19 protein-coding genes are annotated in these 26,517 nt (G+C 72.3%); 7 read left to right on the forward strand and 12 right to left on the reverse strand.

All coding sequences use genetic code 11. The features are described 5' to 3' along the window. Window positions 1–65: 65 nt before the first annotated feature. Window positions 66–1,058, reverse strand: a complete 993-nt coding sequence (locus AB0F98_RS20805; RefSeq protein ID WP_357737648.1) for a winged helix-turn-helix domain-containing protein — start codon at window positions 1,056–1,058, stop codon at window positions 66–68. Between the two features lie 323 nt (window positions 1,059–1,381). Between AB0F98_RS20805 and AB0F98_RS20810 the strand changes: the two genes are divergently transcribed. Continuing rightward, complete coding sequence (locus AB0F98_RS20810; RefSeq protein WP_357737650.1) at window positions 1,382–2,023, forward strand: NUDIX hydrolase; 642 nt, start codon at window positions 1,382–1,384, stop codon at window positions 2,021–2,023. Here AB0F98_RS20810 and AB0F98_RS20815 read toward each other — a convergent pair. Together AB0F98_RS20815 and AB0F98_RS20820 are read right to left on the reverse strand one after the other, a co-directional pair. Then, on the reverse strand, window positions 1,992–3,080 hold the full coding sequence (locus AB0F98_RS20815; protein ID WP_357737652.1) for a sugar phosphate nucleotidyltransferase: 1,089 nt from the start codon (window positions 3,078–3,080) through the stop codon (window positions 1,992–1,994). The two genes, AB0F98_RS20810 and AB0F98_RS20815, sit on opposite strands and share 32 nt — an antisense overlap. A 52-nt stretch (window positions 3,081–3,132) precedes the next feature. Then, the gene (locus AB0F98_RS20820; RefSeq protein ID WP_357737654.1) at window positions 3,133–4,278 is read right to left on the reverse strand and encodes a glycosyltransferase family 1 protein; all 1,146 of its coding nucleotides are present in this window, start codon (window positions 4,276–4,278) and stop codon (window positions 3,133–3,135) included. Between the two features lie 151 nt (window positions 4,279–4,429). Between AB0F98_RS20820 and AB0F98_RS20825 the strand changes: the two genes are divergently transcribed. Further along, window positions 4,430–5,119 carry a TIGR03089 family protein gene (locus AB0F98_RS20825; RefSeq protein ID WP_357737656.1) on the forward strand — a complete coding sequence of 230 codons (690 nt, stop codon included), beginning with the start codon at window positions 4,430–4,432 and terminating at the stop codon, window positions 5,117–5,119. A 76-nt stretch (window positions 5,120–5,195) separates the two neighbouring features. On the opposite strand, the gene AB0F98_RS20830 is transcribed toward AB0F98_RS20825, so the two are convergent. Both AB0F98_RS20830 and AB0F98_RS20835 read right to left on the reverse strand, forming a co-directional pair. Further along, window positions 5,196–7,181: an acetoacetate--CoA ligase gene (locus tag AB0F98_RS20830; RefSeq protein WP_357737658.1), complete on the reverse strand. Its 1,986-nt coding sequence runs from the start codon at window positions 7,179–7,181 to the stop codon at window positions 5,196–5,198. Between the two features lie 267 nt (window positions 7,182–7,448). Continuing rightward, window positions 7,449–7,967, reverse strand: a complete 519-nt coding sequence (locus tag AB0F98_RS20835) for an acyl-CoA thioesterase (RefSeq protein ID WP_076471207.1) — start codon at window positions 7,965–7,967, stop codon at window positions 7,449–7,451. A 23-nt stretch (window positions 7,968–7,990) separates the two neighbouring features. Between AB0F98_RS20835 and AB0F98_RS20840 the strand changes: the two genes are divergently transcribed. Further along, window positions 7,991–8,644, forward strand: coding sequence for a hypothetical protein (locus AB0F98_RS20840; protein WP_357737660.1), 654 nt, complete (start codon window positions 7,991–7,993; stop codon window positions 8,642–8,644). Window positions 8,645–8,724: 80 nt separating this feature from the next. On the opposite strand, the gene AB0F98_RS20845 is transcribed toward AB0F98_RS20840, so the two are convergent. Continuing rightward, on the reverse strand, window positions 8,725–9,888 hold the full coding sequence (locus tag AB0F98_RS20845; protein WP_357737666.1) for an acyl-CoA dehydrogenase family protein: 1,164 nt from the start codon (window positions 9,886–9,888) through the stop codon (window positions 8,725–8,727). A gap of 244 nt (window positions 9,889–10,132) precedes the next feature. On the opposite strand from AB0F98_RS20845, the gene AB0F98_RS20850 reads away from it, so the two are divergent. Continuing rightward, window positions 10,133–11,560 carry a UDP-glucose/GDP-mannose dehydrogenase family protein gene (locus AB0F98_RS20850; protein WP_357737667.1) on the forward strand — a complete coding sequence of 476 codons (1,428 nt, stop codon included), beginning with the start codon at window positions 10,133–10,135 and terminating at the stop codon, window positions 11,558–11,560. Window positions 11,561–11,722: 162 nt separating this feature from the next. After that, on the forward strand, window positions 11,723–16,633 hold the full coding sequence (locus tag AB0F98_RS20855; RefSeq protein ID WP_357737669.1) for a permease: 4,911 nt from the start codon (window positions 11,723–11,725) through the stop codon (window positions 16,631–16,633). Between the two features lie 411 nt (window positions 16,634–17,044). On the opposite strand, the gene purE is transcribed toward AB0F98_RS20855, so the two are convergent. The 6 genes from purE to mca all read right to left on the reverse strand — a co-directional run bounded on the left by purE (window position 17,045) and on the right by mca (window position 25,011). Continuing rightward, window positions 17,045–17,545 (reverse strand): 5-(carboxyamino)imidazole ribonucleotide mutase, encoded by a 501-nt coding sequence (gene purE, locus AB0F98_RS20860; RefSeq protein WP_357737980.1) that lies wholly within the window; start codon window positions 17,543–17,545, stop codon window positions 17,045–17,047. Between the two features lie 52 nt (window positions 17,546–17,597). Then, window positions 17,598–18,773, reverse strand: a complete 1,176-nt coding sequence (locus tag AB0F98_RS20865; RefSeq protein ID WP_357737671.1) for a 5-(carboxyamino)imidazole ribonucleotide synthase — start codon at window positions 18,771–18,773, stop codon at window positions 17,598–17,600. Window positions 18,774–18,904: 131 nt separating this feature from the next. Then, on the reverse strand, window positions 18,905–20,947 hold the full coding sequence (locus AB0F98_RS20870; protein WP_357737673.1) for a thioredoxin domain-containing protein: 2,043 nt from the start codon (window positions 20,945–20,947) through the stop codon (window positions 18,905–18,907). Window positions 20,948–21,073: 126 nt separating this feature from the next. After that, window positions 21,074–23,536 carry a bifunctional diguanylate cyclase/phosphodiesterase gene (locus tag AB0F98_RS20875; protein WP_357737982.1) on the reverse strand — a complete coding sequence of 821 codons (2,463 nt, stop codon included), beginning with the start codon at window positions 23,534–23,536 and terminating at the stop codon, window positions 21,074–21,076. Window positions 23,537–23,784: 248 nt separating this feature from the next. Beyond that, the gene (locus tag AB0F98_RS20880) at window positions 23,785–24,078 is read right to left on the reverse strand and encodes a hypothetical protein (RefSeq protein ID WP_357737675.1); all 294 of its coding nucleotides are present in this window, start codon (window positions 24,076–24,078) and stop codon (window positions 23,785–23,787) included. Window positions 24,079–24,126: 48 nt separating this feature from the next. After that, the gene (gene mca, locus AB0F98_RS20885) at window positions 24,127–25,011 is read right to left on the reverse strand and encodes a mycothiol conjugate amidase Mca (RefSeq protein WP_357737677.1); all 885 of its coding nucleotides are present in this window, start codon (window positions 25,009–25,011) and stop codon (window positions 24,127–24,129) included. Between the two features lie 196 nt (window positions 25,012–25,207). Here mca and AB0F98_RS20890 point away from each other — a divergent pair, with 196 nt between their 5' ends. Together AB0F98_RS20890 and greA are read left to right on the forward strand one after the other, a co-directional pair. Beyond that, window positions 25,208–25,645 (forward strand): DUF4307 domain-containing protein, encoded by a 438-nt coding sequence (locus AB0F98_RS20890; protein WP_357737679.1) that lies wholly within the window; start codon window positions 25,208–25,210, stop codon window positions 25,643–25,645. Window positions 25,646–25,995: 350 nt separating this feature from the next. Beyond that, entirely contained in the window at window positions 25,996–26,493 is a 498-nt protein-coding gene (gene greA / locus AB0F98_RS20895; protein ID WP_357737681.1) for a transcription elongation factor GreA, read from the forward strand. Window positions 26,494–26,517: the final 24 nt, after the last annotated feature.

Genomic DNA, 26,517 nt, shown 5'->3' on the forward strand with positions numbered 1-26,517 from the left:
CCGCGTCCTGCTCCCTGTCGAGCACCCGGTGCAGCCAGGCGAGCTGTTCGGCCGGACGGTCCTGGTCATGCGTCGAGGACAGCGCGACCGAGCGGGGTGAGGGTGTGCAGCACCGTGTTGCGGTCCCGCTGGCTGACGAGCAGTCCGGCGTTGCGCAACACGGCCGTGTGCTGACTGGCCGCCGCGGGCGAGATGTGCAACCGCCGGGCCACCTCACCGGTGGTGCAGCCGTCGTCGCTGGCCTCCAGCACCGCGGCCCGCGTCCGGCCGATCAGCGCGGCGAGCGCCTCCCGACCGGCTACGGGCCCGGCCTCGCCGCCGGAGGGCAGCAGCCCGCCCAGCCGGTCCACCGGATACGCGAGGACGGGCGGCAGCGCCGGGTCCAGCAATGCCACCGGGGTACGCGCGCAGAAGAACGACGGCACGAGCAGCAACCCCCGACCGTCCAGGTGCAACTCGCGGCTGTCCGGGTAGTCACGCACCTCCAACACACCCGAGTCCCAGCGCATGGTCGGCCGCAGGCTGGCGAGCAGCCCTTCCACACCGCCGTCCAGCACCGCCCGGGCCCGGCGCGCCCGGTCGGCCTCCACCGCGGCCTGGATCCGCCCCCAGTACGGGCTGATCGCCACCGACCGGTAACGCTCCATCGACTCGGTCAGCGCGCTCAGCGCCTCCGGCTCGCCCCTGGCCAGTGCGGATGCCGACGGCGGCAACGGATTCTCGCCGGCGAGCACGGCCAGGTCACGACGCAGCATCTGGGTCGGCGTGCGGCGAACCGCGTCCAGTCCCGCCTCGAAGCCACCAAGGCTGGCGTACGGGGTGAGGAAGTCGGGGAAGTATCCCCGTGGCGGATTCAACGCGAGCAGGAGACGTAGCTGCTCGGATGCGTTCTCCCGGCGCAGCCCGCCGGCCACCGTACGCCGCCAGGCGGCCATCATCGGGTCCCGGCTGCGGCCACGCAGGAGGTGCAGACTGAGGACCAGCTCCCAGACCGGATCGGCGGCCGGGGCGACCCGGGTCCGCAGGACGTCCTCGCCGGAAAAGTAGATCTTCAACATGGCGCGCTCCCGCTCGCCCGACCGGGGTGTGTCAGGCGACCGTTTGCACTCTACCGGCCGGCACTTATCTCCATCTTTAAGCGTGGGCTGAAAAACCTCGACGTACTCCTGGCGGGTTGGGCATGCTTCCAGTGCCCGCCGGTGTCGGCGCGTCCGTTGCGTGACGCCGCCGGGGCACCGGGGCCGGGGAGGACCGGCGACCGGGCGGCGCCACGAGGGTCTGCGGCCCTTGCACCGCAGGGGTGCCGCCCGGCCGTCCCGCCGGGCACCTCAGGCTCAGCGGCTCGCGAGATCGATGCGGGGTCGACTCGTACAGTGTCGGGATGCCCGACGTCGCACCCGCACCGAACAGCCCGATCAGCCACCCGACGACGCCCGCGTCACCTGCCGGAGACGGCCCGTACGCGGCGTTGCACGCCGACGCTGCCGCGCTGCTGACCGGGTGGACACCCACCAGCCCCACCGCCGCCATCGCGCGGGAACGCACGCTGGCCCTGCTCGCGGCCGGACCGGTGGCCATGAGCCGGGCGCACCGCCCGGGGCACGTCACGGCGAGCGCGCTGGTCCTGGACGCCACCGGCAGCCGGGTACTGCTCTGCCTGCACGGCAAGTTCCACCGATGGGTGCAGCTCGGTGGGCACTGCGAGCCCGGCGACCGGACGCTCGCCGGCGCCGCGCTGCGCGAGGCCACCGAGGAGTCCGGGATCCCCGGGCTGCGGATCGACCCGGTGCCGATCGACGTGGACATCCACCCGGTCGCCTGCCAGGGCGGCTCGCTGCACTACGACGTCCGGTTCGCGGTCGTCGCTCCGGCCGGCGCGGTGGAACAGGTGAGCGACGAGTCCACCGCGCTCGGCTGGTTTTCGCCGGAGCAGTTGCCCGAGCCGCTGGCCGACGGGACCGTCCAGCTCGTGGCGCCCGCCCTCGCCACGCTCAGACGTAGTCCTCTTCGCCCCGCTCCTTGAGTTCGTCCACCAGTGCCTTGACGTCCTGCGCCCGCTCGCGGGGACAGACCAGCACCGCGTCGGGGGTGTCCACCACGACGAGGTCGTGCACGCCGATCGCGGCCACCAACCGGCCCGAGTGCGGCACCACCACGAGACCGGTGCTGTCCCGCAGCAGTACGCCCGGCTTGGCGGCACCGAGCACCACATTGCCCGTGTGGTCCGCCGGCAGCACGTCACCGAGCGTGTGGAAGTCGCCGACGTCGTTCCACCCGAAGTCGCCCGGGACGGTCGCCACCCGGCCGGCCATCGCCGCACCCTCCATGACCGCGTAGTCGACGGAGATCTTCGGCAGCGTCGGCCAGACCGCACCCAGCACTTCGTCCTGCTCCGGGGCGCCCCACGCCGCCGAGATCGCGGTCACGCCGGCGTGTAGAGCCGGCTGCTGCCGGGCCAGTTCGGCGAGGAACACGTCCACCCGCCAGACGAACATGCTGGCGTTCCAGAGGTGCCGGCCGGAGCGGAAGTATGCCTCGGCCACGTCGGCGGCGGGCTTCTCCTTGAACTCCGCGACCATGCGCAGCGGGCCTTCGCCGAGCAGGTCGCCGCACTCCAGGTAGCCGTAGCCGGTCTCCGCGCGGGTCGGGGTGATCCCGACCGTCATCAACAGCCCCTGCTCGGCGCCGCGCATCGCCTCCCGCACCGTCTCCGCCCAGCGCAGCGGGTCACCGATCAGATGGTCGGCCGCGAAGGAGCCCATCACCGCGTCCGGATCCCGCCGCGCGATGACGGCCGCGGCCAGCGCGATGGCCGCGCACGAGTCCCGTGGCGACGGCTCGACGAGGATGTTCTCCTCCGGCAGACCGGCCAACTGCCGTGCCACCAACGTCACGTGCGCAGCCCCCGTGACCACCATCGTCCGTTCAGGTGTGGTCAGCGGGGCCAGCCGCTCCACCGTCGCCTGTAGCAACGAGGCGGACGTTCCGGTGAGCGGATGCAGGAATTTGGGGTGGCCGGCACGGGACAGTGGCCACAACCTCGTGCCACTGCCTCCCGCCGGGATGACGGCATAGAACATCAGCACATCATGCCCGAACGGCGCACACACGAACCGGCGGTTTCGATGGACGTCAGGACCGGGCCCGGCTCCAGGCCGCGATGTGCACCTCGGCGCTGGACTCCCAGGTGAACTCCTTGGCCCGGTCGAAGCCCGCCTTGGCCAGGGACAACCGGCGCGGCTCGTCGTCCAGCAGTGCCGCGAGATCGGTCGCGACCTGGTCAGGGCTCTCACTCGTGTACGCCACGGCGTCACCGCCCACCTCGGGCAACGACAGCCGGGGCGTGGTGAGCACCGGGGCCGCGCAGGCCATCGCCTCCAGGATCGGCAGCCCGAAACCCTCCCCGTAGGACGGGTAGGCGGCCACCAACGCCCCGCCGAGGAAGCCGGGCAGGTCCGCGTAGCGCAGGTAGCCCGGACGCAACAACCGCAGGTGCGACGGCACCTCGGCGACCGCCCGGTCGATGTCGTCGTCGTGCCCCTGGCCGCCGGCGATCACCAGCGCCGGCGGGTTGGGACGGTCGGCGACCGCCCGCGCCCAGCCCCGGATCAGGTTGGGCACGTTCTTGCGCGGCTCCTTGGCACCGAGGAACGCGATGTAGCTGCTGCTGCCCAGCCCGAGCCGGGCCCGCACGCGGGCCTTCTCCTCGTCGCTGGGCGCATGGAACGCGGCGTGGTCGACCCCGTGGTAGGCGACGTCGATCCGGGTCGGGTCGGCGTCCAGCAGCCGGATCAACTCGTCCCGGGTGGCCTTGCTCGGCACGATCACCCGATCTGCCCTCCGCAGCGACGTCTTGATGGCGCTGCGGAAGAACGTGCGGCGGGACTTGTCGTAGTGCTCAGGCTCGGTGAAGAAGGTCGCGTCGTGCACGGTCACCGTGACGGGACAGCCCGCACGTAGCGGACACGTGTAGAAGGGAGAGTGCAGCACCTGCACACCGAGCTGCTGGGCCAGCAGCGGCAATCCGGTCTGCTCCCAGGCGAGCCGGGCCGGCCGGTGTGCCACAGCCGCCGGCGCCGGCACGATCTCGGCGCCCGGCAGCATCCGGGAGTAGCGCTCGAGGTCGGTGCGGAGGCTGACCACGGCCAGATCCACACCCGACCCACAGACCTTGCCGAGAGCCCCGAGCAGGCCGTCGACGTATCTCCCGACGCCGCCACGGTCGGCGGGGACACTCGTGGCGTCGATGAGCACGCGGGGCGGGCGACCGGCGGTCACGGGGCGACTCCTTGCTGGCGGGTCTGTGGGGAACAACACTCCGGTCGCAAGCCTACGCCGGAGCCCGCCGCCGACGCTGACTGCGACCCGACGGTATGCGTACTTGTCATCGTCATCAGGTACGTACCGTGGCGGCGTATCGTTCGCGCCGATGGCCGAGAACATTGCCCGGGTCTTCGCCGACGCGATCGCACCCGATCCGACCCGACCGTTGCTCACCTGGTACGACGACAGGTCCGGCGAGCGCACCGAACTGTCCGGCGCCACGCTGGCCAACTGGGTGGCCAAGACGGCCAACCTGCTGGTCGACGGGGCGGCCGTGGGGCCCGGCGACACCGCCGGGGTGCTCCTACCGCCGCATTGGCAGACCGCCGCGGTGCTGCTCGGCTGCTGGTTCGCCGGGCTCACCGTGGCCGAGAAGCCGGGCGCGGTCGACGTGCTCTTCGCCACCCCGGACCGGGTGACGGAGGCGGACGCCTGGCCGGCGGACGAGCGGTACGCGCTCGCGCTCGACCCGTTCGCCCTGCCGCTGCGTGAGGTGCCCGCCGGTTTCGCCGACTACGTGGTCGAGGTGCGTGGCCACGGCGACCACTTCAGCTCGCACGGCTCGGGCGGCGCGGCCGACGCGGAGCTGCTCGGGCGGGCGCGGGCCCGCGCGACGGAGTTCGGCCTGGTCGAGGGCGACCGGCTACTGATCGACGCGGCTCGGCATCCCGAGCCGGTGGACTGGTTGCTCGCGCCACTCACGGTCGGGGCCAGCGTCGTCCTCTGCGGCAACCTGGACCCGACCCGCGTCGCCGACCGCCTGGCGGCGGAAAAAGTCACCCGAACCGTGACCTGACGCCTCCCGCCCCTCGCGTCACCGTCGTACGACGACTGCGGAGATGCGGCACGCCGAGGGGCGGGGAGCGCGGTCGTCAGGCGGGGGTGGGGTGGTCCTGCGGAGCACGACGTTGGGCGAGCTGCGCGAAGGCAGTGAGCGACTCGGGGTTGGCCAGGGCCCCCTTGGCCGCCGCCCGGTCGATCGGGGTACCGGTGAGGATCTTCTTGACCGGCACCTCGAGCTTCTTCGCCGACAGCGTGCGCGGCACCGCCCGCACCTGATGGATCTCGTCGGGGACGTGCCGCGGCGACAGCGCGGTACGCAGCTCACGGCTGATCTTCTTCCGCAGTTCGTCGTCCAGCTCCAACCCGTCGGCGAGCACCACGAAGAGCAGCAGCTCGCCGGTGCCGCCCTGGTCGTCCTCCAGGTGCACGACCACCGAGTCGACGACCTCGTCCAGCCCCTCCACGACGGAGTAGAACTCGGCGGTGCCGAGCCGTACGCCGCCCCGGTTGAGAGTGGCGTCGGAGCGTCCGGTGATCACACAGCCGCCCCGCGAGTTGATCGTGATCCAGTCCCCGTGCCGCCAGACTCCCGGATAGACGTCGAAGTACGCCTCCCGGTAGCGGGAGCCGTCCACGTCGTTCCAGAAGCCCACCGGCATGCTCGGCATCGGCTCGGTGATCACCAGCTCGCCCAGCTCGTCGATGACCGCGGTGCCGTCGGCCGAGCGCGCCTCGACCTTCGCGCCGAGGGCCCGGCAGGTGATCTCACCGGTGTGCACGGGGAGCAGCGGCACCCCGCCCACGAATCCCGTGCAGACGTCGGTGCCGCCGGAGAGGGACTGGAGCTGGAGGCGTTCGCCGACCGTCTCGTACACCCAGGTGAAGCCCTCGGCCGGTAGCGGCGCGCCGGTGGAGCCGAGACCGCGCAGCGCGGAGAGGTCGGCGATCTCCTTCGGCACCAGGCCGGCCTTGCGGCAGGCCAGCAGGAACGGCGCGGACGTGCCGAAGTACGTGGTGCCGGTCTCCGCCGCCAACCGCCACAGCGCCCCGAGGTCGGGGTGGCCCGGGTTGCCGTCGAACAGCACGATCGCCGCGCCCACCGCCGGTCCGGAGACCAGGAAGTTCCACATCATCCAGCCGGTGGTGGTGAACCAGAAGAACCGGTCGTCGGAGCCCAGGTCGTGGTGCAGGGCGAGCATCTTCAGGTGCTCCAGCAGGATCCCCCCGTGCCCGTGCACGATCGGCTTGGGCAGCCCCGTCGTGCCGGAGGAGTAGAGCACGTAGAGCGGGTGGTCGAAGGCGACCGGGGTGAAGGTCGACGGCTCGTCGGTCGGCGCCGCCAGCTCCGCCCAGGACGTCGCTCCCTCGGGCACGGCCGCCGGGTCGAGGTAGCCGATGCCGACGGTGTGCCGCAGTGACGGCAGCGCGGCACGGATCGCGGCGACCTCGGCACGGCGGTCCACCGCCTTCTCGCCGTACCGGTAGCCGTCGACCGCGACCAGCACCGTCGGCTCGATCTGCTGCCAGCGGTCGGTGACGCTACGCGTTCCGAACTCGGGCGCGCAGGACGTGAAGATCGCGCCGAGACTGCTCGTGGCGAGCAGCAGCACGTACGTCTCCGGGATGTTCGGCGCGTACGCCGCCACCCGGTCGCCCGCGGTGACCCCCAGCCGGCGCAGTCCCGCGGCCACCCGCCGGACCTGTTCGCGCAGCTCCGCGGCGGTCAGGGTGACCGGCGTACGGGTCTGGCCGTGCGCGATGACCACGGGATCGGTGTCGGCCCGGCCGGGCATGCGCAGCACGTTCTCGGCGTAGTTCAACGTCGCGCCGGGGAACCAGCGGGCTCCGGGCATGCTCCGGCCGGTCAGCGTGGCGGTCGGCGGAGTGTGCGCCACCACCTCGAAGTGGTCCCAGATCGAGCGCCAGAACGCTTCCAGATCCGTGACCGACCAGCGCCACAGCGCGTCGTAGTCGGCGAAGTCCAGGCCACGGTGCTCCCGCAGCCAGCGCAGGTAGCCCCCGATCCGGGACCGCTCACGTACGTCCGCCGGCGGCGTCCACAGCACGTCACCCACTGCTCTGCCCTCCCCTGGCCCCGGACACGACTCTGTGCGATGGGCCGTGGCGCCATCTTGCCCTACGTCGAAGCGCCATTCTCCGCACCCGCCGCCGCCGAAGGGGCGTGGCGGTCACACATGCCAACAGGCTTCCCTGTGTGGGCCAGGGCGGGGAAGGGACACCTCGTCACGTCCAGCGACCCCACCGGGGGTGCTCGTCGAGGACCGGCTGCGACAGTGCCCCCGCCCGCCGGGAAGGTCGAGCAGGGGCTGCCTCCTCGCAGGTCAGCCGGCGCGGTGGGCCTGGATCGCGCGGCGGCGGGCCAGACGGTGGGCCCGTCGGATCTCCGCCTCCCGGAAGCGTCGCTCGTCCTCGGTCGTCTCCGGCAGCACCGGCCGCACCGGTCGCGGCGCGCCGCCCACGTCGACGCTGACGAACACCAGGTACGCGGTGGCGACCCGGATCGGCTCGTCCTCGGCCGAGTCCCACCGTTCGGCCACGACCCGGACACCGACCTCCATCGAGCTGTGACCGGTCCAGTTCACCTGGGCGTGCGCGTGCAGCAGGTCGCCGACCCGAACCGGCTCGGAGAAGACGATCTCGTCGATCGCGGCGGTCACCGCCGTGCCACCGCTGTGCCGGGCGGCGGCTGCTCCGGCCACGTCGTCCACGAACTTCATCAGCACGCCGCCGTGGACGGTGCCGTACAGGTTGACGTCCACGGCGGTCATGATCCGGCTCAAGGTGACCCGGGAGTACGACGTCGGCTTGCCGGCCGGCGCGGTGGAGGGGTGCTCGGTCATGACGGAAACGGTACGGTGCGCGGATGCGACATCTCTGGAGCTTCCTCGCCGGTTTGGTGGTGGCGCCTGTCACCTGGGTGCTGGTCACGCTCGGGCAGGACGGGTCGAGCGGCACGATCGGCCGCTGGGTGGAGATCGGAAAGTTCAACACGGCCAACCTGATCGAGCCGGCCGTCTACCTCGGTGTCGGTGGCATCCTCCTGGGCCTGCTCGGCACGCTGCGCATCTCGCCGGTCGGTCCGTTGGTGGCCGGGCTGCTGATGGTCGTCCCGTACATCGGGATGTTCGTGGCGCCGTTCGAGGTACGCGACACCATCCCGGACGGCTGGAAGGTGCTGGGTGATCCGCTTCCGCTGCGACTGCCGGTGGAGAACGGCACGCTCTTCCTGATCGGCATGATGTTGATCATGGCCACGTTCAGCCTGCAGCGTTGGCGGCGCTGGCCGGCACCGGTAGGCGCGCCGGTGCCCGCCGAGACGGAGAAGAACAGCACGGACAACGACGTCACGTTGACCGACTGGCCGCCGGTCGCCTCGCCGGAGCGGGACACCGCCGCTCCGATCACCCTGGCCTACCCGGACTCCACCCCGACCGAGCCGCTCCCCCGGCGTACGGGCGGGGAGTCGCCGTGGTCGGCCCCGCCCCGCAAGCCGGAGGACAGCACCGACATCCGCTGAACCGTGGGCGGGCCGGCATTCCCGGCCCGCCCCCGACCCCGTGCTCGCGGGGGCGGGGGCGACCCGACGCGTACCTCGCCTCAGCCGCGCAGCAGCTGGCGGGCCATCACGATCCGCTGCACCTGGTTGGTGCCCTCGTAGATCTGGGTGATCTTGGCGTCCCGCATCATCCGCTCGACCGGGTAGTCCTTGGTGTAGCCGTAGCCGCCGAGCAGCTGCACCGCATCCGTGGTGATCTCCATGGCGGCGTCCGAGGCGAAGCACTTGGCCGCCGCGCCGAAGTAGGTGAGGTCCGAGTCGCCGCGCTCGGACTTGCCCGCCGCCGCGTACGTCAACTGCCGGGCCGCCTCCAGCTTCATGCCCATGTCGGCGAGCATGAACTGGACACCCTGGAACTCGGCGACCGCCTTGCCGAACTGCTTGCGCTCCTGGATGTACCCCTTGGCGTAGTCGAGCGCGCCCTGCGCGATGCCGAGCGCCTGGGCGGCGATGGTGACCCGGGTGTGGTCCAGAGTGCGCATGGCGGTGGCGAAACCGGTCCCCTCGGCGCCGATCATCCGGTCGGCCGGGATCCGCACGTTGTCGAGGTAGACCTCGCGCGTCGGGGAGCCCTTGATGCCGAGCTTCTTCTCCGGCGCGCCGAAGCTCACGCCCGGGTCCGACTTCTCCACCACGAACGCGGAGATGCCCTTCGACCGGGCGGACGGGTCGGTGACCGCGAAGACGGTGTAGTACTCCGACTCCCCCGCGTTCGTGATCCACCGCTTCACGCCGTTGAGCACCCAGTGATCCCCGTCACGCACCGCCCGGGTGGTCATGGACGCCGCGTCGCTACCGGCCTCCGGTTCCGAGAGGCAGTACGAGAACATCGCGTCACCGCTCGCCACCGGGGTCAGGTAGCGGCGCTTGAGCTCCTCGGAACCGGCGAGCAGCAGTGGCATCGTGCCGAGCTTGTTCACCGCCGGGATCAACGAGGACGCGGCGCAGGCCCGGGCCACCTCCTCGATCACGATCGCGGTGGCCAGCGCGTCCGCGCCGGCCCCGCCGTACTCGACGGGGATGTGTGGCGCGTGGAAGTCCGCGGCGCGCAACGCGTCGTACGACGCCTTGGGGAACTCGCCGGTCTCGTCCGCCTCAGCGGCGTTCGGTGCCACCTTCGCCGCGCAGACCTCCCGGACCGCCTCACGGATCGCCTCGTGCTCCTCGGGCAATCGGTAGACGTCGAACGACTCCTCTGCGGCCATGTCGGCCCCTCCCCTTCACCGCTATCATGCGCAGTCTGTACCGTCTCTGACCGCGGACCGCGCAGACTGAAGGATAGCGACCAAGGTTCAGCTACAAGTTACCGCGGCGTAGGCTCGTCCTCGACGGGTACCGCCGCCGCCCGGCGAACATATAAAGACGAGCAGTTCCCCTCCGGTGCCCGGCCAGGCGCCGCAGCAGTAGCGACGCGACGAAGCGCCGCCCAGTGCGAGCGGAGAAACAGGCGTGACGATTCCGTACCCAAACAGCCAGCCGGTGTCCCCGATTCCCACGGTGGCGCCGCCGTCGGGTGCAGCCCGGCCCCGAGTGACTTTCCTCGGCACCGGCTACCTCGGTGCGACCTACGCCATCTGCTACGCCGAGCTGGGCTACGAGGTGCTCGGCTTCGACGTCGACGCTGACAAGATCGCGATGCTCAACGCGGGTCAGGTGCCGATCCACGAGCCGGGCCTCGACGAACTGCTCCGGCGCAACCTCGCGGCCGGCCGGCTGCGGTTCAGCACCGACATCGCCGAGACCGCCGACTTCGGTGACGTGCACTTCATCTGCGTGGGCACGCCGCAGCGCGCCGACGGCATGGGCGCCGACCTGTCGTACGTCGAGGCGTCGGTGACCGGTCTCGCGCAGCACCTCACCCGCAAGGCGCTGATCGTCGGCAAGTCGACGGTGCCGGTCGGCACCGCCGAGTGGGTGGAGCAGCTCGTCGGCAAGCACACCCCGGCCGACCTCGGAGTCGAGGTCGCGTGGAGCCCGGAGTTCCTCCAGGAGGGCTTCGCCGTCGACGACGTGCTGCGCCCCAACCGGATCGTGGTCGGCGTGAAGAGCGAGTGGGCAAACGGGATGCTCTACGCCGCGCACAAGGGCGTCTTCGACCTGGCCGCCACCGAGGACCGCGAGGTGCCGCTGGTGGTGACCGACTTCGCCACCGCCGAGCTCGTCAAGGTCGCCGCGAACGCCTTCCTCGCCACCAAGATCTCGTTCATCAACGCGATGGCCGAGGTGTGCGAGGTCGCCGGCGGTGACGTCACCCAGCTCGCCCGGGCGATCGGCTTCGACCCGCGGATCGGCAACCGGTTCCTCCAGGCCGGTCTCGGCTTCGGTGGCGCGTGCCTACCAAAGGACATCCGCGCCTTCCAGGCCCGGGCCCAGGAGCTGGGCGCGGGTGAGGCGTTGCGCTTCCTGCACGAGGTCGACCTGATCAACCTTCGTCGCCGTACCCGCGTTCTCCAGCTCGCCGCGGACCTTCTCGGCCGCCGGACCGGTCCCGCCGGACCGGACCTCTCCGGTACCCGGATCGCCGTGCTCGGCGCCACCTTCAAGCCCAACACCGACGACGTACGCGACGCCCCGGCGCTCGCCGTGGCCGGGCTGCTGCGCAAGGCCGGCGCGGACGTGCACGTCTTCGACCCCCAGGGCACGGAGAACGCCCGCCGGGCGATGCCCGAGCTGGTCTACGAGGCCAGCATGACCGACGCCGTGACCGGCGCGGACCTGGTCTGCGTGCTCACCGAGTGGGCCGACTTCCGCAACGCCGACCCGGTCGCCCTCGGCGAACTGGTCGCCGGCCGGAAGGTCGTCGACGGGCGCAACTGCCTCGACGCGGCAATGTGGACGCAGGCCGGCTGGGAGTACCGAGGCATGGGCCGCCCCTGACCGGGATGGCCACGACGGCCGGCCGCGGAGCTCCTCCGCGACCGGCCGTTGCCTTTTGCCGGAAGGCTCGTTTGTCCTGAACCCGCCGACAACTGTCGAAAATCGCGCCGGACTTGGGCATGCTGCGACAGTGGAGGTCCACAGTGCGGGTGGAGGGGTGTCGTGGCGACCTTTCAGTGCTCGTCGTGCGGTCGGGAGATCAAACCGGCCGACCGGTGCCCGCACTGCGGCGCCGAACAGCCACAGTGGGTCGAACACCTGGCGGAGATCGAACGCTCCATAGCGGAGATGAAGGCGCGCGAAGCCGCCATCGCTCGTGAGCAGCGGCAGATCGCCGCGAAGATGCAGGCCGCGCTCTTCCAGCGGGACATCCTCGCGCACGCCGGCGAGGAGCGCACCAAGCAGGCGACCCGACCGCGCCGGGTGCTCCGCCGCCGCCCCGGCCGACGTCCGCCGACCGCCACCACCGGCGCGCCACCTCGGGTCCCCCGGCAGGGCACCCCGCCCGGATCCGCCGAGCCGCCACCGCCACCACCGCCGGTGACCTGGTTGGACGTCGACGATCCCGAACACCCCCCGGAGGCGTCCTCGCGGGAGGTTCAGAACATCCCGCTCGGGCTGGGCGCGCTGCTGCTCGGCGTCGCCGCAGTGGTCTTCGCCGCGGTGGCGACGAGCTCGATGGACGCGCTCGTACGGCTCGGCATCCTGCTCGTCGCGACCGTGCTGCTGCTGCTCGCCCCGCCTGTGCTGGCTCGGCGTGGGCTCACCTCCACCGCCGAGACGATCGCCACCGTCGGCCTGCTGCTGGTGCCCCTCGCCGGGTACGCGCTCTGGGCGGTGGACCGGATCGGCAACGGCGGCGCATCCGGCGCGATCTTCGCCGGGTTGATCTTCCTGGCGACCACCGCCGTCTCGATCGGCTACGCCGCCTGGACGGGGCTGCGCGCACCCCGGTTCACCACCGTGCTCGCCGCCCAGCCGGTGGTGCCGTTGCTGGCGTACGACCGGATCAGCGGGCCGGCCGGTTGGGCGCTGGCGCTGACCGCGGTCGCTCTGCTGGATCTCTGGTTGGCCCGTTCCGGAGTGGCCGTGGAGCGCCCGGTCCGGCGCGACCTGCCAGAATCGCCGCCCGCGTCGCCGGCACAGCCGACCGCGCCCCGGCAACGGTCCGCCGACACCCGTCCGGAGGGTGCGCCGGAGGAGGCCGGAGAGGTCATCGCCCCACCGGAACCGACGGCCACCGACGCGCCACCCCGTCCGGTGCCCGGCCTGCGCGAGCTGACCTGGCTGCTGCACGGAGTCGCCGTCGCCATCGCGCTGGCGTACGCGGTGACCGCCCTGCTCCGGGCGACCACCGTGCCGGCCGCCACCGGCGCCGGGCTGGTGCTGCTGCTCGCCGCCATCGTGGGGATGGCCGGCACCCTGGCGCTGCGCCGCCCACCCTTGCCGGACCTCGGCGCGGGCGTCCTCACCCTCGCGGTCATCGGCGCGTTGAGCCGAGTCGCCTCGGTGGCTCTGCCGGGCCGGGCGCTGCTGCTGATAGCGGGTGTCATCGCGGTCACCGGCCTGGCCGTCCGGGCCGTACCGGAGGCAGCCCGCCGCGGGCCGCAGCTCGCCTCGGCGGTGGCGCTCACGGTGAGCGGTCTGGTGGTGGCCGGGAGCGCGCTGCGCGCCGGCGTCGCCCCGCTCCGCGCCGCGCTGCCCGCCTGGGCCGCCGACCTCGACCGGTATCCCGCCGAACTCGCCGCCGCGGTCGGCTCGGCCGACTGGCAGTTGGCCGCGAGCGCCTTCCTGCTCACGATCGCCGCGGTGCTGGCCCTGCCGCCGGAGATCCGGCGCGAGTTCGCGGTGGCCGGAGCGGCACTGACCGCCTTGGCGGTACCGGCGTCGTTCGGGCTGAGCTGGGCGGCAGCCCCGTGGCCGATGGTGCTCACGGCAGTCGGCATCGGCGTGGTCGGCCTATCCGCCCGCACCAGGCGGGCCGGGCTGGCCCACGCGGTAGGCGCGGCGGCAGTGGGCCTGTTCGGGGCGGGAGCCGGCCTCGCGCGACCCACGCTGACAGCGGCCGTGCTGGTGGTGCTCTTCCTGGCGGGCGTACTCGTCGCGGCGGCACCCCGGATCCGGATCGCCCCGGCACCGGCCGACGTCGTCTCCGCGTGGGCCGCCGGCGGGGCGGCGTTCGCCCTGCCGGGCGCGGTGGCCGCATTCGTCGCCGCCACCACACCGGCGGACCCGACGCCGACCCCGGCGAGCCTGCGCGAGGAGACCGTCCCGGTGCTCGCGGCGGCCTTCCTGGCGGTGTGCGTGACCCTCGGGTACACGGCGATCGTCCAGGTCTCGCAGCGGCACATCCCAGCGCCGCTGGCGGTCGGCACCGGGCTCGGCGCGCTGCTGGTGACCGCCGCCGCGTTCGGCGCTCCCGGGGCCACCGTGGCCGACGCCTGGGTCGGCGCGCTGCTGCTGGTGGCCGCGGTGCTGCTCTTCCTGGCTCCGTCGATCGACGCGGGCCGTCGCTCCGACCTCACGCTGGACGGATCGGACCTCGCGGCCGCCGCGGTGACGGCGGCGCTGATCGCCACGCTGGTCCGGATCACGGCCGTCCTCGCTCCCGGGGGTCAGCTCGCGGTCGCCGCCGCGCTGGTGCTGGTCGTGGCCGTGGCAGCTCGGGCGATGCCCGAGGAGTGGCGGCGCGGCCCGATCCTCGGCGTCTCCGTGGGTGGCCTGCTGATCGGCCTGGTCGCCGGCTGGATCGCGTTGCGCGGTGGGGTCGGCGTGCTGGCCACCCCTGGTCCGATCTGGAACGGGGATCTCTCCGGCTGGCCGGCCGCGCCCACCGGGGGGTCCACCTGGCAGGCGCCGGTCGCCCTGGTGCTGCTCGCCCTCGCGGCCGCCGTCCTGCTGCCGCCGCCCTGGAGGTACGACGTCGCCGGTGTCGCCGTGGTGCTGGCCACCATCGGGGCACCGGCCGCGTTCGACCTGCCGTGGTGGTCACCGGTGCTGGTCGGCGGCATGGTCGCCGCCGTCTTCGGGATGGCCGCCACCGCGTCGTTCGATCCGCGGGCCGCCCTCTCCCGCGCGACGGTCGCCGGGGTGGTGGCCCTGCACGCCGCCGGGGCGGGACTGGTCCGCCCGTGGACGACCGCGATGGCGCTAAGCAGCATCGCGTTGATCGGTGTGGTGGTGGCCGTGCTGGCCCGCAATTTCGCCGGCACGCTGACCGAGGACGTCGAGACCGAGGGCATGCCGCCGCACCTCGCCCAGATCGGGGGCGCGGGCGCAGGCGCGGCGTTGCTCGCCCTACCGGGCGCGCTCGCCGCTCTGTCCGCCGAGTTCGACCACTCGGCGCAGGTGGTGCTGACCGCCGCGCTTGCCGCGTCCAGCCTCGGGCTCGCAGCGGTGGCCGTGGCACGCCGCCGCATCCCGCAGTACCTTCCGTGGGCCAGCGTGGCCGTGGCCGGCGGCGCGACGATCAGCGCCCTGGCCGCCTTCCCCACCAGCCTCGCGGTCGGCGTGTACGCGGCCGCGGCGGCCCTGCTCGGTGTACTGGCCGAGTTGGTTCGCGCGGCCACCATCCCGCCCGCCGGTGCGGCGCAGCCGGTACGACGGTGGTCGGTGCTGCTGGACGGCGCGCTACGCCGATCGCCCGACGACCTGGAGCGGCGCCGCTGGCGGGTCAGCCCGGCCGCCGGGGCACTGGCCGCCGCCGCGCTACCCACCGCCCTCGCGCTCGCCTCGATCGCGCAGGCTCTGGAGGTGGCGCTGGTCGAGCCGCACCGGACGCTGGCCCGGATCTGGCAGGGGCCACCGCCGGAGCTGCTCACCCCGCCGCCCGGCGCGGTGGATCCCACGCACGTGCTCACCGCGCTCCTGCTCACCGCGACCGCGACTCTCGCGGCCACCGGGTTCAGCGGCGGTCGGCCTACCCGGGCGGTGCCGGTGGTGCTGCCGGGCGCGGCCGTCACGCTGCTCATCGCCCCGACGGCGCTGGGCGGCGGCTGGCCGGCGAATGTCGTCGCCGCGTTGTCGGTCTTCACCATCTCGATGCTGGGGCTCGCCCTGACTCCGCCTCCGCCGCTGGTCGAGCCGGCCCGCTCGCTGCGCCTGGCCCGGGTGCTGGTCTTCGCCATCGGCCTGGCGGCGGGCGGCGCGGGGCTCGCCGGCAGCCTGGCCACCCGGGAGCTGACTCTCTTCACCCTCGGTGGAGCGGTCGGCGTGGGCACGGTGGCGGCGGTCTTCGGCACCACGCAGCGTGCCCGGATCCTGGGCTGGCTCTTCGCCTCGTTGATGGCGCAACTGTTCGTGCTGACCGCCGGCCTCGTCGCCGGACTGGCCGCAGTCTGGTCGGCGTTCGGCGTGCTCGCGGTCGGCGCCGCACTGCAGGTCTTCGCCGCTTTGCTGCCCCGGTTGCGTCGTCCAGAGGCGCAGCGCGAGGCGGCCACCGTGGAGTGGAGCGGTCACGCGGCCGCGCTCATCGCGCTGGCGCTGGCGTTCGACTCACCTCGGCACATCGCCGCCCTGCTGGCGGCCTGGGGTGCGGTGCTCGGTGTGGCGGCCGGCCGGCCCAACCGCCGGCCAGTCGAGCGCCGAGTCCTGTTCTGGGCCGTGGTGGTGTGTGAAATCACCGCCTGGTGGATCCTCATGCGGGTCGCCGACGTGGCGCTGCCCGAGGCGTACACCCTGCCGTTCGCCGCGCTGGCCCTTCTCGTTGGAGTGCTGGAGCTGCGCCAACGCCCGGACATGAGCAGCTGGGTGGCGTACGGCCCGGCGCTGGTCGCCGCGTTCGTGCCGAGCCTCGCGATCGTGCTGGCCACCGGCTCGACGACGCTACGGCAGGTGCTGCTGCTGCTCGGGGCGGTCGCGGTGCTCATCTTCGGCTCGTCGAGCCGGCAGCAGGCACCCGTGATCGTCGGGGCCGCCGTCACCGCGATCACCGCGATCCATGCGCTCTTCGCCTTCGGGCCGTGGCTGGCGCTGATCCCCGTCGGCATCCTGCTGCTGGTCCTGGGAGCGAGCAACGAGCGCCGCCGCCGCGCCCAGGAGCGCCTGCAGACCGCCCTGCGCGGCATGCGGTGAGGCCGAGGGCGCGCCGGGCGGAAGCTTCACTCAGAGCCGGGTGTAAAGCTTCCCGCAATGACTGTCAGTGATGCCACTGGCTGGTCACCAATCGTGACGGGCAGCTCCGTCGGGCTGCCATCCACTTCGACGCCTTTGCTCTGCACCCCGATACGCACCACCCACCTGAGCAGGGCATTCACAAGCCCCCAACCGCCCGACCGGCAAAAGCGATGGTCACGCACCGTGTCTGGCGCGTATGTGAGTGCAGAGCGAAGGATGCTGGTGGGGGTTGCCGGATAGGGCGCGAGAATCACCGACGGTCACGATGGTTCACGCTGGGCGCGATGGGTCACACCGGGCGGTGCTCCACGCTGGGCGCGATGGGTCACGCCGGGCGGTGGTTCACACCGGGCGCGACGGCGCGGCCGGTCAGGCCAGGGTGTTGACGCTCGCCTGGAGCTTCGCGTCCTTCTCGTTGATCATCTGCTCCAGGTTCTCCTGGAAGGAGACCATCCGGGTACGCAGCTCCGGGTCGCTGGCGCCGAGGATGCGAACAGCGAGCAGGCCCGCGTTGCGGGCGTTGCCGATCGAGACCGTGGCGACCGGGATGCCGGCCGGCATCTGGACGATGGAGAGCAGCGAATCCATGCCGTCCAGGTGCTTGAGGGGCACCGGAACGCCGATCACCGGCAGCGGCGTCACCGAGGCGACCATGCCGGGCAGCGCGGCGGCACCACCGGCCCCCGCAATGATCACCTTCAGGCCACGCTCAGCGGCGGCACGGCCGTACTCGATCATCTTCACCGGGGTGCGATGGGCGGAGACCACCCCCACCTCGTAGGACACCCCGAACTCGTCGAGGACCTCGGCGGCGGCCTTCATGGTCGGCCAGTCCGAGTCGCTGCCCATGATCAACCCGACGGTGGTCACGCTGTTCTGCCTCTCGTTCATTTCAGCGGGGACGCGAGCTCGCTCCTCGCGTTCACTCATGCCCCTCGCGCAGCCAGCGCGCTGCTCGCACGGCCCGCGCCCGCACATCGGCCAGATCGTCGCCGAGCACCGTGACGTGCCCGATCTTGCGACCCGGGCGGACCTGCTTGCCGTAGAGGTGCACCTTCGCGCCCGGCTCGGCGGCGAAGAGATGGTGCAGCCGCTCGTCGATGGAGATACCGCCCGGCTCACCGCCGAGCACGTTCGCCATGACCACCACCGGCGCGGCGAGCGAGGTGTCCCCCATCGGATAGTCGAGCACCGCACGCAGGTGCTGCTCGAACTGCGACGTACGCGAGCCCTCGATGGTCCAGTGCCCGGAGTTGTGCGGCCGCATGGCCAGCTCGTTGACGACGATGCCGGGCTTCCCCGAAGCCTCGGCCACCTCGAACAGCTCGACCGCGAGCAGGCCCACCACGCCGAGCGAGGTGGCCAGGTCGATGGCGAGCTGCTGGGCGGCGAGAGCCAGCTCCTCCGGCAGGTCCGGCGCCGGGGCCAGCACCTCGACACAGATGCCGTCGACCTGAACGGTCTCCACCACCGGGTACGCGGCGACCTGCCCGAACGGCGAGCGAGCCACCTGCACGGCCAGCTCCCGGCGCAGCGGCACCCGCTCCTCGACGATCAACTCGGTGCCCCCGGCGAGCAGCGTGGTGGCCAGCTCGGCCGCCTGCGCCGCGTCCGTCACCATCCAGACGCCCCGGCCGTCGTAGCCACCGCGGGCCGCCTTCAGCACCACCGGCCAGCCCACCTCGGTGCCGAAGGCCACCAGGTCGTCCGGCTCGCCGACCGGCCGCCAGACCGGTACCGGAGCGCCCAACTCGGTGAGCCGCTCCCGCATCGCCCGCTTGTCCTGGGCGTACCGCAGCGCGTCGGCCGGCGGGTAGAGCTTCGCCCCTTCGGCCGCGAGGGTGCGGATGTGCTCGTTCGGCACGTGCTCATGGTCGAAGGTGACCACGTCACAGCCCTTGGCGAAGGTGCGCAGCGCCGCGAGGTCGGTGTGATCGCCGTACTGCACGTCGGCGGCGACCAGCGCGGCACCGTCGTCCGGGGCCAACGCGAGGACGTGTAGCGACTGACCGAGGGCGATCGCGGCCTGGTGGGTCATCCGGGCCAGTTGGCCACCACCCACCATGCCGACAACAGGCAGACCGGTACGGGAATCCATAGCGGCGCAAGCCTATCCGGGCCGCCTTTCAGGGCCGGCCCCGGATGGCGAATCGCACGTTCGGCCGCCGTGACGGCGCACTGCCTGGCGTGGCCTGGTAGCACGGGCCACGCCGGTCGGGCCGCCGCCCCTCAGCGCCGGCCGAGCTGCGCGACCAGGTCGTCGACCTCGTTGACCGGACGCTCGCAGACGAAACCCCGGCAGGCGTACGCGGTGGGACGGTCGCCGACCATCGGCCGGTCGGCGAGCAGCGGTACCCCGGGCTGGTCGCTGCGACCCGCCACGATCACGGCTCCGGGCGGGGCGTGCCGGTACGCGGCCGAGAGCAGCGGCTCGTCGGCCGGCTGATCGGTCACCACGGCGATCTCGTACGGCCCGGAGACGAGCGCCTCGCCGACGGTCGCCGCGTACCCGGTGAAGCGGGCGTGCCGCGCGACGATCGGCGCGACCGTGGCCAGCGCGGCCTCGGCCGCCTCCCGGTACCGAGGGGCGCCGGTCAGCGCCGCGTACGTCACGAGTGCCGCGACGATCGCCGAGCGCCCGGAGGGGGTGGCGTTGTCGGTCGGGTCGGCCGGCCTCGTGACCAGCCGCTCGGCGTCGTCGGCGGTGTCGTAGAAACCGCCGCCCGGTGCCGCGAACCGCTCCAGCGCCGCGTCGAGCAGCTGACCGGCCAGTTCCAGCCAGCGCCCCTCGCCGGTCAGCTGGTGCATCGCGCAGAACGCCTCGGCGACGCTGCCGTAGTCCTCGAGTACGCCGGCGGGGGCACCGACGACACCGCCACGGGAGACACGCCGCAGCCGCCCGTCCACGATGTGCGCGGTCGCCAGGTGCTCGGCGGTGTCCCGCATCGCGCCGTCGGCGACGATGACGACGCCCTCCATCAGGTTCGCGTCCTCGTCGTCCGGGTTCGCGTAGAGCCTGGCCACCTGCTGGAACTCGGCGATCGCGGTGATCGCCAGCCCGTTCCAGGACGCCACCACCTTGTCGTCCCGGGCCGGCTGCGGCCGGGTGTCCCGGGCGGCCAGCAGCCGGCCGATGACACCCTGCCAGCGGGCGCGGACCTCAGGGTCGGCGTCGTCCACGTCGCGGGCCAGTTTGAGCACGCTGGTGCCGTGCTCGAAGGTGCCGTCGGCGGTGACCCCGAAAAGGTCGGCGGCCCAGCGGCCGTCCTCCTCGCCGAGCGCCTCGACGAGCTGCTCCGGCGTCCAGACGTAGGTGAGGCCCTCGACGCCCTGGGTGTCCGCGTCCAGCGCGGAGGCGAACCCCTCGCCGGGCCGGTGCAGTTCGTCGGCGAGGAACCGGGCGATGTCCCGAGCCACCCGCCGGGCCAGCCGGTCTCCGGTCAGCCGCCAGAGCTGGGTGTACACCCGGAGCAGGAGCGCGTTGTCGTAGAGCATCTTCTCGAAGTGCGGCACGGTCCAGTGCGCGTCCACCGAGTACCGGGCGAAACCACCGGCCAGCTGGTCGTAGATGCCGCCGCGGGCCATCGCCTCGCAGGTGTGCCGGACGATCTCCAGACTCCGGGCCGAGCCGGTGCGCTGGTAGTGGCGGAGCAGGAACAGCAGGTTCATGTGCGGCGGGAACTTCGGCGCGCCGCCGAACCCGCCGTGCGTCTCGTCGTACTCCTCGGCGAGCTGCGCGGCGGCGGCGTCGAGCAGGTCGGCCTCCAGCGGCGCGGTGGGGCCACCGACGGCCTGGGCGCCACCGATCGCCTCGACCACCGCGGCGCCCTGGCGCACCACGTCGTCCCGCTGGTCACGCCAGGCGGTGGTGACCGACTGGAGCAGCCGGATGAAGTTGGGCTTCGGGAAGTAGGTGCCGCAGAAGAACGGGGTGCCATCGGGGGTGGCGAACACGGTCATCGGCCAGCCGCCATGACCGGTCATGGCCTGCGTGGCCGTCATGTAGACCGCGTCGACGTCCGGACGCTCCTCCCGGTCCACCTTGATCGAGACGAAATCGGCGTTCATGAGGGCGGCGACGGACTCGTCCTCGAACGACTCGTGCGCCATCACATGACACCAGTGGCAGGCGGCGTAGCCGACCGAAATGATCACGGGTACGTCGCGCCGGCGCGCCTCGGCGAACGCCTCCTCGGACCACGGCCACCAGTCGACCGGGTTGTCGGCGTGCTGGAGCAGGTACGGGCTCGTGGCGTCGGCAAGTCGATTCACCCGACGACCTTAACCACCGCGCCCACACCGACTCCGTTGATCATGAAGTTATCGCCGTCGGCACCGGCGTGTCGAGGCAACAACTTCATGATCGACCCACCTGGAGGCGGGAGGCGGGAGGCGGAGTCAGGACGCGCCGTCGGCTCGAAGGGGGAAGACGTTGCGGCGGGCCCCGTCCAGCAGGGTGCCGAGGACAGCGCCGATCTTGTCCGCCGGCATCGGCTTGAAGAAGTGGTAACCCTGGGCCGCGGTACACCCCAGCTCGGCCAGGGCCAGCCGCTGCTCCGCGGTCTCCACCCCCTCGGCCACCACCCGCAACCCGAGCTCGTGTGCGAGGCCGACGGTGGTCCGCACGATGGCCGCCGCCTCCGGCGACTCGGCCATCCGGATCACGAAGGAACGGTCCACCTTCAGTTCGTCGACCGCGATCCGGGTGAGGAACGTCAGAGACGAGAAGCCGGTGCCGAAATCGTCCACCGCGAGCTGCACACCCATCGACCGGAGCGTCGCCAGCACCTCGTCGATGATCTCCAGCTCACTCATCACCACCGTTTCGGTGATCTCCAGCACCAGCCGGTGCGCCGGCACCTGGTGGCGACGCAGCGCGTCGGCGATCTCGCCGGGCAGCCGCGGGTCCAGCAGACTCCGCGCGGAGAGGTTCACCGAGATCGGGATGTCCAGTCCTTCGCGGGCCCAGCCGGCGGCGACCGCGAGCGCCTTGTCCAGCACGTACCGGGTGAACGTGCCGAGCTGCTCGCTGTTCTCCACCGGCCGGATGAACTCGACCGGGCTGAGCCAGCCGCGGCGCGGGTGCCGCCAGCGGATCAACGCCTCCACCCCCGTCGGCGCCCCGGTGGCCAGATCGACCGCCGGCTGCAACGCCAGCACGAGCTGGTCGTCCACCTCCAGCGCCTCGCGCAGTTCGGCCAGCAGGGCGAGTTGATCCGTGCTCGCCGCGTCGCGGGTGCTGTCGTACGCCGCGACGTTGCCGCCACCCTCCTTGGCCTGGTACATGGCGATGTCGGCCCGGCGCAGCAGCTCGGTCAGGTCGGCGGTGCCCGCGTCGGCCACCACCACCCCGACGGAGACCTCGACGGACATCCGCACCCCGGCGATCTCGGTGGGTGCGGCCAGCCGCTCGGCGATCTCGCGGGCCTGACGCAGCGCGTACGCCATCGGGGCGTTCCGGTCGCCGAGCACCGGGACCGACGTCAGCAACAGCGCGAACTCGTCGCCGCCGAGCCGGCCGAGGAGGTCTCCCGAGCGGGCGAGCGCGCCCAGCCGACTGGCGGTCAGCCGCAGCAGCTGGTCGCCGGCCACATGCCCGAGGGTGTCGTTGACCTCCTTGAACTGGTCGATGTCGAGCAGCAGCAGCGCCACCGGGTGATCGTGTGCGAGCTGCCGCAGCAGCTGGTCGCCGCTACCGAGCATGGCTGCCCGGTTGACCAGGCCGGTGAGCGGATCGTGCACCGCCTCGTACGACGACCGGGCGGTGACCTGCCGCAGCTCGTGGTGGGTCGCGGCGTCGTGCAGCGCGGCGGCGAGCGCGTCGCCGAAGGCCGCCACCGCATCCCGTTCGCGCCCGCTGGGCGGTGCCGACCGGGGGAAGCGGACCCGCAGGCGCCCGACGGGCAGGTCGCCGACGGTGAGCGAACGGACCAGCTCGTGGTCCTCGGGCTCCCCTGGGCCGGATTCGGTGATCTCGCGGTCGACCAGACCACCCGCGGCGTCGCCGCGGTACCGCCACCAGCACCCGTCGGCACGGACCACGTCGACCTCGACCAGCTCGGCGTGGAACAGGGCGAGCGCACCGGCGACCGCCGCGCCCGCCACACCCCGCTCGTCGAGCTGGTTGAGGGCGGCCGTGGACTCGGCGAACGTCCGCCAGGTGCGCCGCTCCTGATCGGCCCGGAGCCGGTGCCGGTAGGTCTGCTGAAGAAGCCAGAGCGGTGGCGGGAGCAGCAACAGCCAGCGCGCATCGAGGTGGAGGAGCACCACCACGACCAGGCCGACCGCCACGTTGCCGACGAACATCAGCAGCTTGCCGCGGAGCGCGGCGAGCAGCGGGGGCCCGATCGGGACACCGTGCCGCAGGCCGAGCGTGACCCCGCTGAGCCAGGCGGTGACGAGCAGGTACGTCACCGCGCCGGCGACCATGGCGGCGGCGAGCCCCGGTGCCGGGGCGGCGAGCAGTGGGTGCGCGAGAGCGGTGGTGACCGCCACGGCGAGCGCGGAAGCGGCCGACAGCGACGCCGCGATCCGGACGGTCTCCAGCACCGGTCGCCGCTCGCCGAACATCGAGAGCGCCGACCAGGCGAGCCCGGTGCCGACCAGGGTGGCGGAGGGGATCCAGCCGGCGGGCACCAGGTAGAGGCAGATGATCAGAGCTGCCTCGCCCCAGGTGATGCTCACCATGCCGGCGGGCGCACGGAACCGCAGTCGGGCCAGTTGGGCGAAGGCGAAGACGGCGACCGCGATGCCGTAGCGCGCGGGCGCGGGAAGCGAATCGTCGACGGGCAGGCGGTGCGGCAGGACCAGACCTACCACCGCGGCGGCGAGGGAGGCCACGAGGAGCGCAGCCGTGAGCATCCGGACCTGGGGCGGGATGCCACGCAGCCCGAGCCGGTCGGCCTGCTCGGCGGCCCGATCGGAGGTCACCGACCCGCTCCGTGGACCGGTGCGCACGCCGTACGACGGGCGGCCGCTGCTGTGACGGTCATCGGCGCCCCCTCCCGCGCACGGTTCGGGGACGCGTGGTCCCCCCGGCGAGAGGCTAAGCCAAACCCGGTGGCCGCAACAGGGGTCGACCGCCGGGTTCGGCGTGATTCACGCTCGGACTACCCGTTTCGGTGCTGCTGGCGCCCGGTGGGAGCGTTCGAGGATGAATCCTGTCCTTCACTTCCGTCCGTCGGATCCACGACCGCCGCGTCCGCTCTGCCCGGGTTGCCCGCCGGACCCTGTTGTGGGAACCGATCGGGCAGTCGGCGCAGCCGGGAGTTCATGTTCCGGATCAGCAGGACGGTGGCGGTGCCCAGCACCAGGATGAGGAGAAGACCCATCGGGCCGGCCAGGCCACCCGTGCGGGTGTCCCCGAAGTTGTTCTCCGCGAGCACCTGGGCAGCGGTCAGCATGGCGTTCCTCCGATGTGCGGTTGTCCACCAGCGTAACGCCGCACCAGATCAGCGGGCATGCGCCGTCCCACGTACACCGGCGAAGAGATCCGACTCGGGCATCGAGCTCTCCACCAGCGAGCGCGCCAGGTGGAAGTCCTCGGTCGGCCAGGCACTCTGCTGGATCTCCATGGGCACCCGGAAGAAGAAGCCGTCCGGGTCGACCTGGGTGGCGTGGGCACGCAGCGCGTCGTCGCGGACCGGGAAGTACTGCGCGCAGGGCACCTGCGTGGTGATCTGCGGGCGCTGATCGTTCGGGTTCTCCTCCCAGCGCTTGAGCCAGTCCTGGTAGGGCGACTCCAGTCCGGCCGCGAGCACCGCCTCGTGCAGCGCCATGATCTTCGGCTTGGAGAAGCCGATGTCGTAGTAGAGCTTCAACGGCTGCCAGGGCTCACCGAGCTCGGGATAACGCTCGGCGTCACCGGCTGCGTCGAAGGCCGCGACGCTGATCTTGTGACACATGATGTGGTCGGGGTGGGGGTAGCCGCCCTGCTCGTCGTACGTGGTGACCACGTGCGGGCGGAACTCGCGCATCAGCCGCACCAGGGGACCGGCGGCCAGCTCGACGTCCTGGAGCGCGAAGCATCCCTGGGGCAGCGGTGGCAGCGGCTCGCCCTCGGGCAGCCCCGAGTCGACGAAGCCGAGCCAGGCCTGCTCGACGCCGAGGATCGCGCGCGCCGCGTCCATCTCACCGCGGCGGATCTCCGCGATGTTCGCCCACACGTCGGGCCGGTCGAGCTTCGGGTTGAGCACGCTACCGCGTTCGCCCCCGGTGCACGTCGCGACGAGGACCTCGACGCCCTCGGCGACGTACTTGGCCATGGTGGCGGCACCCTTGCTGGACTCGTCGTCCGGGTGCGCGTGGACGGCCATGAGGCGCAGCTGTTCTGCCAACTTCGGCACTCCTCGTCTGGGTCGGCCGGCCGGCCCGGGACTGGGCCGTTGACCTGCCATGATCCTCCGCCCGGTGCCCACCGGGCGGTCACCTCCGACAACCGACCCGCCATGCTTGACGCGGAGCCTTGCTGGGAGGATGGACTGAGTCATTCTTACTGATCCCGCTGACAACGACGCCAGGAGATACCCGCCGGTGAGCGAGACGCACACCACAGTTGCACCGGAAGTCCCGGTGTTTCCGCCCGGGCGGTACGGCCGCCGCCGGGAACCGGGCCGCCGCCGCTCGAAGGCGCCGGCCGTCCTGGCGCTGGTCGTCCTGCTGGCCGCGCTGAGTGTGATCTCCGTGCGGCTCTACCGCCAGTACGGCGATCCGAACTATGACGCACAGGTCATCACCTACACGGACATAACCGATACTCAGGTACGACTCGACTTCCAGGTGACCGTGCCGAGCGGTGGATCGGCGGTCTGCCTGCTGCGTGCCCGCGACCGGGCCGGCACCGAGGTGGCTCGCGAGGAAGTCACCGTGACCGCGCCGCCGGGCGAGAAGCACCTCACCGTCCAGCACCGGTTGTCGACCACCGGGCGCGCCTTCATCGGCGAGGTGCTGCGCTGCCGCCCGGCAGCCTGACCTCCGTGACCGGCCCGAGCCGTCGGAACGACCGCGATCGTCCCCGGGCCGCACCGCCGACCCCGCGCGGCCACTGACCGGCGCCGACATCGACCCGGCGGCCGGAGCATCCGGCTGCTCCCCGGAAGTCACCGGGCCCTTCGCCTCCAAGGGACGCCGCAGGGCATCCGACCGCACCTGACCAGCCCGTACCCGGCCGCCAGGTAGGCGCGCAGGTGGACGGACGGGCGTGCCGACGGACAGGCGCGGAGCGATCCGCCGGTGGTGTTCGTCGCCACCTCGTGTCGTATCGCACTGGTAACTTGGAGATTCACCTGTCAGCCAGCCACGCACAACTGAGGAGATCGCCTGTGTCCACTGGCAACGAGGCGCCCGCCACCTGGCTGTCGCAGGACGCTTACGACCGGCTCCAGGCCGAACTCGACGAGTTGATCGCCAATCGGCCGGTCATCGCCGCCGAGATCAATGCCCGGCGCGAGGAGGGCGACCTGCGCGAGAACGGCGGATACCACGCCGCCCGCGAGGAGCAGGGCAAGGCCGAGGGGCGCATCCGCTACCTCCAGGAGCTGCTGCGCACCGCGCAGGTCGGCGAGGCACCGTCCGCCGACGCGGTGGCGCCCGGCATGGTGGTGACGATCTACTTCGACGACGACAAGGACGACACCGAGACGTTCCTGCTCGGTTCCCGCGAGATCGCGTCCACCACCGACCTGACCGTCTACAGTCCCGAGTCGGCGCTCGGCAAGGCCATCCTCGGCGGCCGCGCCGGGCAGACCTGCACCTACACGGCGCCCAGCGGGGCGGACATCAAGGTGAGCGTGGTCAAGTTCGAGCCGTTCGGCGGCTGACCCCCGGGCCGGGCGGCCCGCACA

Origin of the sequence: Micromonospora sp. NPDC023737 (assembly GCF_040639715.1) — a bacterium.
Lineage (GTDB): Bacteria > Actinomycetota > Actinomycetes > Mycobacteriales > Micromonosporaceae > Micromonospora.

Bases quoted from the DNA above. Each gene is read 5' to 3' on its own strand.
- AB0F98_RS20805 (WP_357737648.1), bottom strand. From the start codon at position 1,058: ATGTTGAAGATCTACTTTTCCGGCGAGGACGTCCTGCGGACCCGGGTC.
- AB0F98_RS20810 (WP_357737650.1), top strand. From the start codon at position 1,382: ATGCCCGACGTCGCACCCGCACCGAACAGCCCGATCAGCCACCCGACG.
- AB0F98_RS20815 (WP_357737652.1), bottom strand. From the start codon at position 3,080: ATGTTCTATGCCGTCATCCCGGCGGGAGGCAGTGGCACGAGGTTGTGG.
- AB0F98_RS20825 (WP_357737656.1), top strand. From the start codon at position 4,430: ATGGCCGAGAACATTGCCCGGGTCTTCGCCGACGCGATCGCACCCGAT.
- AB0F98_RS20835 (WP_076471207.1), bottom strand. From the start codon at position 7,967: ATGACCGAGCACCCCTCCACCGCGCCGGCCGGCAAGCCGACGTCGTAC.
- AB0F98_RS20840 (WP_357737660.1), top strand. From the start codon at position 7,991: ATGCGACATCTCTGGAGCTTCCTCGCCGGTTTGGTGGTGGCGCCTGTC.
- AB0F98_RS20845 (WP_357737666.1), bottom strand. From the start codon at position 9,888: ATGGCCGCAGAGGAGTCGTTCGACGTCTACCGATTGCCCGAGGAGCAC.
- AB0F98_RS20865 (WP_357737671.1), bottom strand. From the start codon at position 18,773: ATGGATTCCCGTACCGGTCTGCCTGTTGTCGGCATGGTGGGTGGTGGC.
- AB0F98_RS20875 (WP_357737982.1), bottom strand. From the start codon at position 23,536: ATGCTCACGGCTGCGCTCCTCGTGGCCTCCCTCGCCGCCGCGGTGGTA.
- AB0F98_RS20880 (WP_357737675.1), bottom strand. From the start codon at position 24,078: ATGCTGACCGCTGCCCAGGTGCTCGCGGAGAACAACTTCGGGGACACC.